Source organism: Metabacillus endolithicus (assembly GCF_023078335.1).
GTDB classification, from domain to species: Bacteria; Bacillota; Bacilli; order Bacillales; family Bacillaceae; genus Metabacillus; species Metabacillus endolithicus.
This window is the reverse complement of sequence record NZ_CP095550.1, coordinates 3,387,670-3,401,552: the sequence shown is the minus strand read 5'-3', so window position 1 is coordinate 3,401,552 and position 13,883 is coordinate 3,387,670. Positions and strand designations below refer to the sequence as shown.

9 protein-coding genes and 2 pseudogenes are annotated in these 13,883 nt (G+C 36.4%); 3 read left to right on the top strand and 8 right to left on the bottom strand.

The window, feature by feature from the left end; translation table 11 throughout:
• Nucleotides 1-62: 62 nt before the first annotated feature.
• From MVE64_RS17550 to MVE64_RS17520, 7 genes and pseudogenes are all read right to left on the bottom strand, one after another.
• On the bottom strand, nt 63-2,291 hold the full coding sequence (locus tag MVE64_RS17550) for a YhgE/Pip family protein (protein WP_247339892.1): 2,229 nt from the start codon (nt 2,289-2,291) through the stop codon (nt 63-65).
• Nucleotides 2,292-2,363: 72 nt separating this feature from the next.
• Entirely contained in the window at nt 2,364-2,936 is a 573-nt protein-coding gene (locus MVE64_RS17545; RefSeq protein WP_247339887.1) for a TetR/AcrR family transcriptional regulator, read from the bottom strand.
• A 92-nt stretch (nt 2,937-3,028) separates the two neighbouring features.
• The gene (locus tag MVE64_RS17540) at nt 3,029-3,649 is read right to left on the bottom strand and encodes a hypothetical protein (protein ID WP_247339885.1); all 621 of its coding nucleotides are present in this window, start codon (nt 3,647-3,649) and stop codon (nt 3,029-3,031) included.
• Nucleotides 3,650-3,807: 158 nt separating this feature from the next.
• Nucleotides 3,808-5,282 (bottom strand): annotated as a pseudogene (locus MVE64_RS17535) (amidase family protein).
• 151 nt (nt 5,283-5,433) lie between these two features.
• Nucleotides 5,434-6,369: a ferrochelatase gene (hemH, locus tag MVE64_RS17530; protein ID WP_247339883.1), complete on the bottom strand. Its 936-nt coding sequence runs from the start codon at nt 6,367-6,369 to the stop codon at nt 5,434-5,436.
• A 38-nt stretch (nt 6,370-6,407) separates the two neighbouring features.
• The gene (hemE, locus tag MVE64_RS17525; RefSeq protein WP_098794876.1) at nt 6,408-7,460 is read right to left on the bottom strand and encodes a uroporphyrinogen decarboxylase; all 1,053 of its coding nucleotides are present in this window, start codon (nt 7,458-7,460) and stop codon (nt 6,408-6,410) included.
• Between the two features lie 186 nt (nt 7,461-7,646).
• Nucleotides 7,647-9,790 (bottom strand): annotated as a pseudogene (locus MVE64_RS17520) (transglycosylase domain-containing protein).
• A 130-nt stretch (nt 9,791-9,920) separates the two neighbouring features.
• Here MVE64_RS17520 and MVE64_RS17515 point away from each other — a divergent pair.
• Together MVE64_RS17515 and MVE64_RS17510 are read left to right on the top strand one after the other, a co-directional pair.
• Nucleotides 9,921-10,430, top strand: coding sequence for an antibiotic biosynthesis monooxygenase family protein (locus MVE64_RS17515; RefSeq protein ID WP_247339881.1), 510 nt, complete (start codon nt 9,921-9,923; stop codon nt 10,428-10,430).
• 309 nt (nt 10,431-10,739) lie between these two features.
• Nucleotides 10,740-12,062 (top strand): hypothetical protein, encoded by a 1,323-nt coding sequence (locus MVE64_RS17510; protein ID WP_247339879.1) that lies wholly within the window; start codon nt 10,740-10,742, stop codon nt 12,060-12,062.
• Nucleotides 12,063-12,137: 75 nt separating this feature from the next.
• Here the strand turns inward: MVE64_RS17510 and MVE64_RS17505 are convergent, their stop codons facing one another.
• Nucleotides 12,138-13,121 (bottom strand): aldo/keto reductase, encoded by a 984-nt coding sequence (locus MVE64_RS17505; protein ID WP_247339877.1) that lies wholly within the window; start codon nt 13,119-13,121, stop codon nt 12,138-12,140.
• 168 nt (nt 13,122-13,289) lie between these two features.
• Between MVE64_RS17505 and MVE64_RS17500 the strand changes: the two genes are divergently transcribed.
• Nucleotides 13,290-13,844, top strand: coding sequence for a DUF3231 family protein (locus MVE64_RS17500; RefSeq protein ID WP_247339876.1), 555 nt, complete (start codon nt 13,290-13,292; stop codon nt 13,842-13,844).
• Nucleotides 13,845-13,883: the final 39 nt, after the last annotated feature.

Sequence of the window (13,883 nt, the reverse complement as noted above, 5' to 3'; positions counted from 1 at the left end):
TCATAACGTCAAAATTTACTGTAAAACAAAAGGTCTGACCCGAACTTCGGATCAGACCTTTCTTACCCTTCTATTATACCTACGTTTTCTTGCACATTGGACTTTTTTACCTTTATTGAAAAATAAATGATCGTCCCGATCATAAACATTGCAAAAAAGCCAATCAATACATAAGCTTGATACCACATTTCAGTAAAATCTCCAGTGGAAATAATAGCTCTTAACCCTGCCACTGAGTATGTCATCGGTAACCAATGATGAATCATTTGAAAAACATCAGGAAGTAATTCAAGCGGAAAGGTTCCTGCACTAGTAGTTAACTGCAGAATTAAAATAATGATTGCGATAAATCGCCCTGGATCAGCCATTGTTGTTACAAAAAATTGCACAATAGCCATAAATGTTAAACTCGTTAAAATACTAAATAAGAAAAACAAGCCAATATTCTTCACTTCCAAGCCCAATCCATATAAAAGGAGGATATCAGCTAAAACTGCCTGTAAGATCGAAACAACGAACAAAATACTAAATTTACTAATAAACCATGACATTCCTGAGCTTGGTTCCCCAGCTGGTTTTCGTAATGGAAAAACAACCGTAAATAAAAGTGTTCCTACAAATAACGCTAAGGAAAGAAAGTATGGAGCAAGTCCTGTGCCGTAATTTGATACTTTATTTATTTCTTCTTTAGACAATTGAACTGGCTCTGCTATCATGTCATATTGGTCTTTTGTTCCTTTCACATCTTTTGTATCATCTGTTGCTTCAGCTAGTTTCGATGAGAGCTCATTTGTACCATCTGATAACTCTGTTAATCCACTGTCCATTTTAGTAGATCCATCTGCAAGTTGAACAGATCCATCTTCTAAAGCCACCGCACCTTGTGCTAATTCATGGATACCACCTTCAAGCTTCACGCCACCATTTGTTAATCTAGTTACTCCTATTTTCATTTGATTGATTTTTTCGCCAAATGTAGCTAAGCCTGACGTAATTTGCGATTGGCCTTCATTAACTTGAAGGGCACCGTTATAAAGCTTTTCTTGCCCGGTACCAATCTGATCAATCGCCTCTTGAACAGCAACAGTACCTTCATAAAGCTGAGTACTTTTTTCCGGTAAGTCCACCACTTTTTCGTGTAAATTTTCAGCACCTGCTGTTAATTCGGTTAAATTAGTTGCAAGTTGCTGCTGACCATTATTAATACTATTTAATGCTTCAGCTAAAGCCATTAATTCTGCCTTTTGCTCCTCAGGTATAGATGTCCCTTCAAGCTTTGTTACCATTTCATTCACTTTGTTGGTTACACCAGAGAGATTTTCAGATAAATGAACAGCTCCTTCACTAGCTTTGAGACTTCCTTCTGCCAATTGCTTCGTTCCTGTAACCAGCTCCGGAGCTGATGTGTGTAACTGTTCAGTTCCAGTTGTTAAATCCGGTAAGGATCTCTCGAGTTTTTGAATTCCTTCTAAGGAGCTTTTTAAACCTGTAACTAGTTGATTTGTTCCACTTTCAGTTTCAACAGAGCCATTATAAAGATCGTTTTGCCCTTGAAGCATGGCAGTTAAGCCTTTTTCAACTTCAGTCATTCCATCTGCTAATTTCACTGTACCTTTTTCAGCTTCATTAAGTCCCTCTTTAAACGTAACTGATTTGGTAACTAATTGCTTAAGGTTATCATTTAGCGTGTTGGAGCCTTCCTTCAGTTCACTTACACCATTATTGATATCTTGAGAACCATCATTTGCCTCACTAATTCCATCAGCCATAAGCTCGATATTTTCAAATAACCCTTCTGCATATGTTTTTGTTAATGAATGGGAAACCTCTTCTTTTATTTTCTCAACTGCACTCTCACCTATTTGACCTGAAATAAAGTTATATCCTTTATTTGTTTTAAAAGATAACTCAAGAATTTGCGGACGATCACCTAATAATGTTGTAGCATTTTCTGAAAAGTTTTTAGGTATTTCGATAATCATATAATAATCATGATTTTTTAAACCTTTTTCAGCTTCATCTTTCTCTACGTAATGCCAATTAAATGTAGAGTCTTCCTTTAGCGTTTCAATTAACTCGTTACCAACATCTAAAGGCTCACCTTCAAATATTGCCCCTTCATCTTGATTAACAACTGCAACAGGTAATTGATCCAGCTGTCCATAAGGATCCCAAAATGCGCTAAGATACCCACCGCTGTACATTAACGGTATAAACAATACCCCAATAACCGCAATCAAAACTTTTCTATTTTTTAATAGTGCTTTCCATTCTGCTTTTATTAAAGACACTTTTATACCTCCTTCAATTACTAACTGACCAAAATGTCCATCTAGTCATTTTCTATCAAAAAGTGAGGATTATCACAGTGACAATCCTTTAAGTAAATAAACCTCAAAAATTTCAGCAATCTTTTCTTTCTCAAGGGGTTGATGATGTTTTTCCCAATCAAAAATAAGTGAAACATATAATTTTAAAATAATAAACGCAGTAAGCTCAGGATCACAATTTTTGATATCTTGGTTTTCTATTGCATCAATCATTTTTTGTTTAATATAAAGTAAGACCATTTCTTCTACCTTTTGAACACCCGCATTTACCGTTGGTGTGCCTAGTTCTTGACTCTCTTGAAAGATTTTTATTGTTAATTGATGAGTTTTTCTGAATTCAAGAATACTATATAACGCTAAGTGCACACGATCAACAAAAGGTTGATTTGTATCAAATGCCGCATCAGCAGCAGTCCTCATATCTAGCAATAATCGATCAATAATTTCTGAAAACAATTCTTCTTTGTTTGTATAAAAAGTATAAATTGTTCCTTTACCAACATTCGCTAGCTTTGATACCAAATCCATCGTTGTTCCTTTATAGCCAAATTGCGTGAATGCTTTTGTGGCGGCTTCTACTATTTGCTGCTTCCTATCTATGCTCATTATATTCACTCCTGCATCAAAAATGACCAAGTGAATAATTTGGTCATTTAGTGTGTAAGTAATATATCATGTTTAGATTTCTTTTACAAGTTCTATGTAGTTTGTTCTTTATGGTTTCCCACTATTCCTTGATGATCAAAGAAGGAAGTTATCTTTTTAAGATGTTCCTCATTTTCAACAACCACATAACTTGATGGATTCAACCATGATTTCTTATGGAATAATGTTAGCTTATATCCATTATCAACTCTCGTGCTATAACCATAAAGCTCATGCCAACGTATGATCTTTTCTGTTTGATAAGAAGAAATTTGATTTGGATGATAGAACTTCCCATTTATGATAACGCCTTTTGATAGGATAAAAAGACATCCCTTATGTTGTACAGATTTAATTAATATAAAAAACAAATACGCAGAGCTAAATAAAGAGGATTCTATCCAATCCGTTGTTAGTACAACAACCAGTAAAATAAATAATAAAATAAGTGCAGCTAATGTGGCCCATTTTACATATTGATAAGATCTTGAATGTTTTGATATAGGCTGCATTTCTTTCCACTCAGCAGGTATAAGAATACTATTAAACTCTCTCTCTGTTCTAGGAAATAGAGCCTGAGTTGACATTTCAGCTGCTTTCTTAATATTCATTCTGTATTGAATGATGTAAGCAATACAAGTAATAAAGATAATAATAAAAATGATATCAATCATTTTACTTCCTCCTTTCTCCTCTTAATCCACTAAGTACTACTCTTTCAATAAATAATACGAATAAGTTACCATTAGGTTTCATAAAAAGGATAAAATTCCCACCTTTTTTCCACATATAAAAAACTGATCGTATAAGCCGACCAGTTTTTTATAGTAGTTTATTTCGCTTGAAAGGGAGCAACTCGGTGTTTCGTTGCTTGCTCATATGAATAAGCAATTTCCAACAAAGTTGGTTCCATATATGCTTTGGCTGTAAACGTAATTCCTACAGGTTCACCATCATTTGTGTAACCAGCTGGTACAGTAATGGATGGATATCCTGCCTTCGCTGGAATCATTGCCCCAAAGTTGTTCGGGAAAACAATTGCATCTAATCCTTGTTCCTGCATGACACTATCAATTCCTTTTATTTTGGATAAAGTATCATCTTTTTCTAAGCTTTCTAGATATTCTGGCTCAATAAGATTGCCGCTTGTTGCATTTGCTTCAAGAAATAGTTTTTGACCAAATTTCAATGCCTTCTCACCAATTTCTTCATTTGCTTTTATCACATCAGTTAGAGTTCGTACTCCGACAGTAGAGTCAATCGTTTTTAGGTAAGCATTAAGATCCGTTTTAAATTCATATAACAGAACATTTATATCCCATTCTTCATTTGTTGAAGGTATGGTGATTGGATCAACAACTTCCACACCAAGCTCCTTCAACTTATTAATCGCGTTGTTCATAACTGTTAACTGTGATTCATTTAACTCATCAAAATATGTTTCTCGCGCAATCCCAATTTTCTTCCCCTTTAGCATCTTTCACAAGATGGTTGGTAAAATCTATATCAGCAAGCTCATTCGTTAAAGTGATAGGATCTTTTGGGTCTTTTGCTGTTAGTACATTTAACAATATCGCAGCATCCCTAACAGTTCTCGTCATTGGACCTGCCGTATCTTGTGTATGTGAAATTGGAATAATTCCTTTTCTGCTAATAAGACCAACAGTCGGCTTGATCCCCACAAGTGAATTTTGACTGGCAGGACTTAAAATAGAGCCTGATGTTTCTGTACCAACTGCTACTACTGCTAAATTTGCAGCAATTGCCGCTCCTGACCCTGCACTTGATCCTCCTACAATAAAGTCTGTACCGTAAGGGTTTAAGACCTGGCCTCCTCTTGAGCTATACCCAGTTGGCATATCCTCAGCAATAAAATTGGCCCATTCGGTTAAATTGGTTTTACCAAGAATAATAAATTTCCCCAGCGTCACGCAGCTGTTTAACAAGTGTTGCATCTTCATGAGCATAAGATTCCGCCAGCACAAGAGAGCCTGCACTTGTATGCATCTTGTCAGCTGTATCGATATTATCTTTTATGACAACAGGAATCCCGTGCAATGGTCCGCGGCTGCCGTTAGTTTTCCGTTCGTAATCTAATGAGTCGGCAATATGCAATGCTTCGGGATTCACTTCAATTATGGAATTTATTTTTGGTCCATCTTGATCAATCTTTGCGATTCTTGATAAGTACATCAGCACTAATTCTCTTGATGTTATTTCATGATTATTTAGCTTTTCTTGAATTTCATCAATTGTTACTTCAACAAGCCATTCATTTTTTAGTTGTTCAAGCTTTTCATTCTGCATGTTAACTTCCTTCCTTGTCCATTTTTCACTTTATATATAGTTTACTTTTATTTTCTTTTTATTACCATTTTTAAGTAAATATAACCTATTAACCAGAGCAAACAAAAAAGCAGCAAACTCAAATTGAATTCACTACTTTAGAAAATATACTTTAGTTTGATTCGTTTAAATGCTTTAGTACAACTGTTGATAAACAATCAATAAATTCTGGTTTTGCGTTTGGCATTTCAGGGCGGTAGTAACTTGCACCAAGTTCGTCTGTGATTACTTTACACTCATAGTCATTATCATAAAGAACTTCGAGATGGTCAGCTACAAACCCTACTGGTATATAAACAAAAGTTCTGTAGCCTTCTTCGTATAAATCTCTAGTAAGATCTTGAACATCTGGCCCTAACCAAGGCTCTGGAGTGTTACCAGCACTCTGCCAGCCTGTTACGTATTTTTTAATACCAGCAGCTTCTGCAATTAAATCAGCTGTTTCTTGAAGCTGGTGTGGATATGGATCTCCATTTGCGATAATCTTTTCTGGAAGACTGTGTGCAGAAACGACAAGAACAGAAGAGTTTCTTTCTTCTTCAGTCATGCCGCTGTATGTTTCTTTAAGTTGATCTGCCCAATAGCTGATAAATTTAGGCTCTTTATACCAGCTTTCAACTGATGTAATGGTTAATCCACCAAGCTTCTCAGCCTCTTCCTTAGCTCGTCCATTATAGGACTTTACACTAAATGTTGAGAAGTGAGGTGCTAATACAATACTCACAGCTTCTGTAATTCCATCCTCATGCATTTGTTTTACAGCGTCCTCAACGAATGGCTCGATATGCTTTAAGCCAAGGTACATTTTAAATTCAATTTCATCTTGTATGCTATTTAGATGTTGTTCAAGCTTTTCCGCTTGCTCTAATGTAATTTTAGCTAATGGAGAAATTCCACCGATTGCTTCATAACGATCCTTTAAATCCTGTAGCATCTCAGGAGCCGGCTTACGACCATGACGGATATGAGTATAGTAGCGCTCAATGTCTTCCTCTTTATAAGGCGTACCATACGCCATGACTAGTAATCCCATTTTTTTCTTACTCATATTATTCACCTCAATAAAGTACTATCTTTTATTATGCCTTAGTTGCTTACCTTTGCCTTTTTGGAATAATCATGCACAAAAGAAGTTAATTTTTTTAGTGACTCTGGATTTACCTGCGGAAAAACACCATGACCTAGATTGAAAATATACCCGTCTTGCTGCATTCCCTGATCTAAAATAGCTTTTGCTCTTTCTTCAATTACTTCCCACGGAGAAAGTAAGATTGCTGGATCAAGGTTTCCTTGTAAAGTTTTTGTCAATCCCATGGAACGTGCCTCAGAAACAGGTAATCTCCAGTCAAGGCCAACTACATCAAGTGGCAGATCATGCCATTCTTTAGCAAGGTGGCTAGCTCCAACACCGAACATGATAAGAGGTACATTCTCATCCTTAAGCTCACTGAAAATTCTCTCCATCGTAGGCTTAATAAATGTACGATAATCTGCAACATTTAAAGCCCCTACCCATGAATCAAAAACTTGAATAGCTTTAGCACCCGCGCGAATTTGTGCTTTTACATATGTAATACTCATTTCAGCTAGTTTATCCATTAATGCAAACCATGCATGCGGCTCTGAGTACATAAATGCTTTTGTTTTATTGTAATTTCGAGATGGGCCACCTTCGATCATATAACTAGCTAGGGTAAAAGGAGCTCCGGTAAATCCGATAAGCGGAACAGTTAATTGCTCTTCAGTAAGCAATTTAATAGTATCCAATACATAAGGAACATCGCTTTCCGGATCTATTTCTCCCAATTTCTCGATATCTCTCATTGATCGGATCGGGTCATCAATAACAGGACCAATTCCTGATTTAATTTCAACATTTACTCCTATAGCTGGAAGTGGAGTCATGATGTCTTTATATAGAATGGCAGCATCAACATCGTACTGTTCTACCGGTAATCTCGTTACATAAGCACAAAGTTCCGGTTGATGCGTAATCTCAAACAGGCTGTATTTTTCCTTAATTGCCCGGTATTCAGGTTGTGATCTCCCTGCCTGCCTCATATACCAAACTGGAACATAGTCCGTTTTTTCTCCACGACACGCTTTTAGAAACGTATCATTGATCTTTTTTTCAGCCATCCAAAAAAGTCCACCTTTCTATGTAGAAGGGGCTAACCCCTTTATTAAATAATATTAATTATAAAGTAATATTTATTCTATATTAAACTCTCTGCCCTTTCAACTATAACGGTTTCATTTCCTGTTGTATAGCTTAGATATGCAAATGTCAAAAAAAAGACGAAATCAGTTTAGCTTTCCTTTAACTCAATTATTTGAACTAAATAAAGTAGGTTTCCGTGATTTCGTTTGAATTCCTTCTTCATTCGTTTGCGTGTTAAAAGGAGCAACCGAATAAGAGGAATCTGAAAACACATTAGCAAATGGTATCTCATAGACACCTGCCCCCTTAACCGTACCTATTAACTCTGTTGAATTCCCATCTGAATGCTCATAGATTCGGTATTCTACCCGATCATCTTTTAAAGGCTCCCACTCAAGCGTTAATGTAATTAACCCTAGTGGTTTGAACGTATATCTCGCTTCAACTTGGTCAATCTCTTTTATTCTTATAGGCTTTCTAGGTCCTGTACACCTTCAGGCATAGCAAAGGCTACATCTTGATCCCATTTAGCATCATTTAGAATGTCTTTAAAAAGCTTAGTTGGATAAGAGCTTCCATGTGTTAAATAATGTTCTGTATCTGTTTGATCATAGCCCATCCAAAGAGCTCCAACTACATTTTCCGTGTATCCAACAAACCAGGCATCCTTTGAGGCTCCAGGAACATTTGGATAAGAAGTTGTTCCTGTTTTACCTGCTAACTCTCCTTTAAAATGACCATTTTGTGCTGTTCCTTCTGTAACAACATGCTGCAGCATACGTGTCATATCCCAAGCTGTTTGTGGTGAAAACACATCTTTCGTTTTTGAATGATGCTCTGCTATTACTTTGCCATCTCTATTTTTTATTTCTTGTATAAAGTGATGTTCACTGTAGCTGCCATTTGTAGCAAAGGTTCGATATGCATTCGCCATTTGAATAGGTGTTACCCCTTCAGACAGTCCACCAAGGGCAATTGCAAGGCCATCATCTTTAATCCCCATTCCGAGAGACTTTAAGTATTCTTTACTAGTTTTTATCCCTAATTCTGATAACGTCCAAACAGCAGCAGCATTTTTTGATGAAACAAGGGCATCAAACATAGATACCTCTCCTTCATACTGATTATCATAGTTTTTAGGGGAATAATCACCATATGTTAACTGTTCATCTTTTAGTAACGAGTATGGTTTAAATAATTTTGTTTCTATTGACGGGGCATAAACAGCAACTGGTTTAAATGTTGAGCCAGGCTGTCGTTTCGCATTTAGTCGATTTAATCCTTTTGGTACATAATCACGACCACCTATTGCTGCTATAACTCCACCTGTTTTGTTATCAAGTAAAATAAAAGCTCCTTGTGCAAAATCATCTGTTCCAGGAAAATACTCCTTATCCTGAAATAAATCATACGCAGATTTTTGCAAGCTAAGTTGTAAAGGTACTTTAATCGTATATCCACCTCTTAACAACTCTTCATTCGAGATGGCATACATTTCTTTCGCTTCATCAAAAACCATATCAACATAAGTAGTAAGCCATGGACTTTCTTGCTTTTTATTTACATTGATCTTAACCGTTTTACCCTGAGTTCTAACAACTTCATCATATGTGATATAGTTTTGATCTCCCATTAAGCTTAAAATAACATTCCGTCTTTGCTTACTTTTTTCGGGATTGGCAATTGGTGAGTATGTTGATGGTGCTTTTGGAATTCCTGCTAACAACGCTCCTTCTTCAAGACTCAAATCTGAAACGTCTTTATCAAAATACAGCTTTGCAGCAGCCTTTATCCCGTATGCTCCATGACCAAAATATACTTGATTTAAATACATTTCTAGTAATTTGGCTTTGCTATACCGTTTTTCTAAATTAACTGCAATAATTGCTTCCTTTGTTTTTCTAAGTAGTGTTTTATCGTTTGTCAAAAAGATATTTTTGGCTAGTTGTTGAGTAATAGTACTACCGCCTTCTACTTTTCCACCGGCTAAAATATCTTTATAGAGAGCACGCGTTATTGCTCTTGCATCAATCCCATGATGCTCATAAAATCTTTGATCTTCAACTGAAATAAAAGCTTTTTGAACATATTCTGGAACTTCAGAAATATTGACAAGCTCTCTATTTTCAATGTAAAGCTTTGTAATTTCCTTTCCCTCAACGTCAACAAGCTTTGACGCTGTATTCATGACTAATTTTTCTTCATCGATGACATAATTCCCCATAAAGATAATAAAAAGATAACCTAATAGAGCAAAGATTACGACACTAACTAATGCAATGCTTGATAAAAGAAGTTTCTTTTTCATATCATCACCCCTTTTAGCTTAGTATTGTTAATAATAGGAAGGTATATGTGTTGAAAACACTAAAAATGGAAATATATAAAAAACAGTTGATATAATATAACTAAATAAACTTTACTTGAGGTGAAACGAATTGAAGCTATACATCACATATGGCACTGTTGATTATTTAGCAAAATTAGAAAAAAGCCACGCCGACCATACCCTTCTACTCATGGCTAACCAGGACACTGGAGTACTTTTTCACGAATCAGATGGCGAAACGATTTTTAAGGAACCAAAAACTTATGAGGTATTAGATTCAACTGGTAACATTAAAAATGGTTCATTTGCTGTTTTAAACAATATTCCTGTCTCAGATGAAGGAAGGCCACTATTTGAAAAACGGTTCAGTGAAAGAGCCCGGATGATCGAAAACGAGCCAGGCTTCTCTGCTATCCGTGTGTTGCGACCAAAAAGCAGTGATACTTATATTATCTTAACATTATGGGAAAGTGAGAAACACTTTAAGGATTGGCAGAACTCCAAAGCATACGAGCACGCACATAAAAAAAGAGGTTCAGAAGAAGGAATTGACCGACAATCCATTTTCCCACGCCCTTCATATGTAACGACTTATTCAATTGTTAATAACGACGAATAAACATTCAGGGAGGCTGACCAAAGTAGCAGGTCAGCCTCTTGTCCTATAACTTATTCAATTCCTGTGTCATTTTGACAATATTTCCTTGGAAATGACATCTTATTTCTACACAGATGATCCTAAATTTCTACATCTACAATCAAATAAGTGTATAATTCATCCCTTGATTTCCTTCTCACATCTTATCCTCATTCCTCATAAAGTGTAGAGAAACCATTTAGGCGTTTGCTGAGGAGTGATCATAATGGGGTAGAAATAACACTCATTCACTGGGTTTATCTACTGTTTATAGTTGGGATTATCGGCTTTATGCTTTTCCGACGTGATACAACGATTGTTTGTATAGTAGGTATACTCTCATTAGCTGCTTTTTCAACACTTTCTGTTAGTGATTCGATAACAAGTCTTTTTAATAGCTTTACCTTTGCTATCACACAACTATTACCAACAATACTCGTTATTTCAATTATTGTCGCAATGAGTAAGATTTTGACCATTTCAGGCATTAATGAAGTTATGATCTTACCATTCTCAAAAATCATTAAAAATCCAACCACTGCCTTTTGGACAATTGGACTTTTAATGATGATCATTTCCTTTTTCTTTTGGCCTTCACCAGCAGTTGCATTAATAGGTGCTGTATTGTTACCAGTGGCCATTCGGGCCGGATTACCTGCACTCGGTGTGGCAATAGCAATAAATTTGTTCGGTCATGGAATTGCTCTTTCTGGGGACTTTATTATTCAGGCAGCTCCTAAGCTTACCGCTGAAGCAGCCGGAATTCCAGTTGGAGATGTGATTGAAGCAAGTATCCCACTTGTTTTTACAATGGGACTTGTAACGACAATCTCTGCTTTCTTTCTTTTAAAAAGAGACATAAGACTAGGGAAAGATTTTCCAACCGTTTCAACATCATCTCCTACTGAAGAGACAGATCACAGCTTGTTATCAACAACAACAAAAAAATGGCTTGCCATTATGATCCCAATCATTTTTGTAATTGATGTTATTTTAATGATTACATTAAATCTGCAGGGTGGAGATGCCACGGCATTAATAGGTGGAACAGCCTTACTTATTTTAATTTTCACAACCTGTTTAGCTCATAAGAAACGGGGACTTGAGGAATCGACAAATTATTTAATAGAAGGCTTTCAATTCGGATTTAAAGTATTTGGGCCAGTTATTCCAATTGCTGCATTCTTTTACTTAGGTGATGCGGGATATTACGACATTGTTGGTCATTATCTTCCAGAAACCTCTGAAGGAATTGTCAATGATTTAGGTGTCGCTCTTGCAAATATTGTTCCTTTAACACCGGAAGTTGGAGCTGTCACATTAACAGGTGTAGGGATACTAACAGGACTTGATGGTTCAGGCTTTTCAGGTATATCTCTCGCTGGTTCAATTGCACAACTGTTTTCAACGGCAATAGGAGTCAGTACGGCTACATTAACAGCATTAGGTCAAGTAACTGCTATTTGGGTTGGAGGCGGAACCATTATTCCTTGGGCCCTCATTCCAGCAGCGGCGATTTGTGGAGTGGATCCGTTTGAATTAGCGCGACGAAACCTTCTTCCTGTTTCAATTGGTTTAGTCGCAACGACTATTGTAGCTATGTTTTTATTGTAGGCTGTAGATATCAGTTCAAAAGAAAAAGAGAAAAAGGATCCTTTAAACAAAATCGTTTAACAGGATCCTTTTTCATTATCTCTGGAATTTCTCAAGAAATCTTGTCGGATATTCGCTAGGAAGCTTACTTACCTCATCTAGTTGATTCCATTGTTCAGCTGTTAACTCCCAATCAACACTTCCCATATTTTCATTAAACTGCTCCAGGCTGCTGGCACCGAAGATAGGTGATGTGATTTCTTCTTTTTGTAGAAGCCACCTTAGAGAAACCTGTGCAGGTGTTTTATCTACTGCTTGAGCGATCTCCTGAACTGTTTGTAAAATCTTAAAGTTCTTATCATTATCTCGGTTCTCCCAGCTAGACTCACCCACACCTTCAGAGAGTCTGCCGGTTGTAGGAGACTCACCTTGTTTATACTTTCCTGTTAAAAATCCTCCACCAATCGGTGCCCAAGGAATTACCCCAACATTTTCCTCTCTACAAAGAGGTAAAATTTCACGGTCCATTTCCCGGTTAATCAAACTATACTGTGGCTGAATGGAAATGAATCTGACCATATTATGAAAATCACTATATGATAAAGCTTTCATCATTTGCCATGCAAGAAAGTTTGAACAGCCTATGTATCTCACCTTGCCGGAACTAACAAGGTCATCCAATGTTCGAATTGTTTCTTCAATTGGTGTTAAGTTATCCCAAACATGAAGTTGATAAAGATCAATATAGTCCGTATTCAACCTTTTTAAACTTTGATCTACGCCTTCAAGAATTCTCCGTCTTGAATATCCAAAGTCATTAGGATGTGGACCAACCCTCATTCTAACTTTTGTAGCTAAGACAACCTCCGAACGGCGTTCTTTAATGGCATTACCAACTATTTTTTCTGATTCTCCACCAACATAAACATCTGCAGTATCAATAAAGTTACCACCCTGATCAAGAAAGTTGTGAATCATACGAATAGAATCTGCTTCTGTTACTTCTTTTCCAAATGTCATGGCGCCTAAGCATAGCTCAGAAACTAATAAGCCACTTTTCCCTAGTGTTTTATACTTCATTTTCTTTCTCCCCTCGTTTTTAGTTCTGTCTATCTAATATTCTAGATGCAATAAGTTTATTCCTTTAAATAACTACCGTAGAAAAGAAGCTATTAAAAAATCAAATTCTTTTACATCTTTTGTAAAATATAAAGTCATACTAAAAAACAATAGGAGGTGAAGAAGAAGTTGCCTAATCCATTTGAAGCTGTATGGAATACATTAAAAACAACGATTGATAAAATAGATGAACCTCACTCTCCTCTACATGTCATTGAGGTTGGTGATCTTTGGAAATATTTAACAATGGTAGAAGAGTTTATTCGGTATGAAGAAGTTGGATTAAACACGACCTCAGATGATGAGGTAAGAGAAATGCTTGTTGATGCGGTAAAATTGTGTGAATCTCAGGTAAAAAGGTTAAGTGACTTTATGAAAAAAGAAGGTGTGCCTTTACCAGATGTCACGTCTGCGAAACCTGAGTCAAACCCAAAGGAAGTTCCATTAGGTGTTAAGCTGACAGACGATGAACTTTCAAATGGGATTTCATTTAAATTAGTCCTGTGTATGCAAGCATGTGCTAAAGGACAAGCTGATGCTATCCGTAATGATGTTGGCTTACTCTGGCTAAATTTCTATACAGAATGGGTAGCTTTTGGAACAACATTAAAAACGTTAATGCGTAAGCGTGGTTGGATTAAAGTTCCTCCTTACTATTACCCACCTGGTTCACCTGTTCAATAAAATAAAAAAACCAACTCGATAATGCGCTGGAGTTGGTTT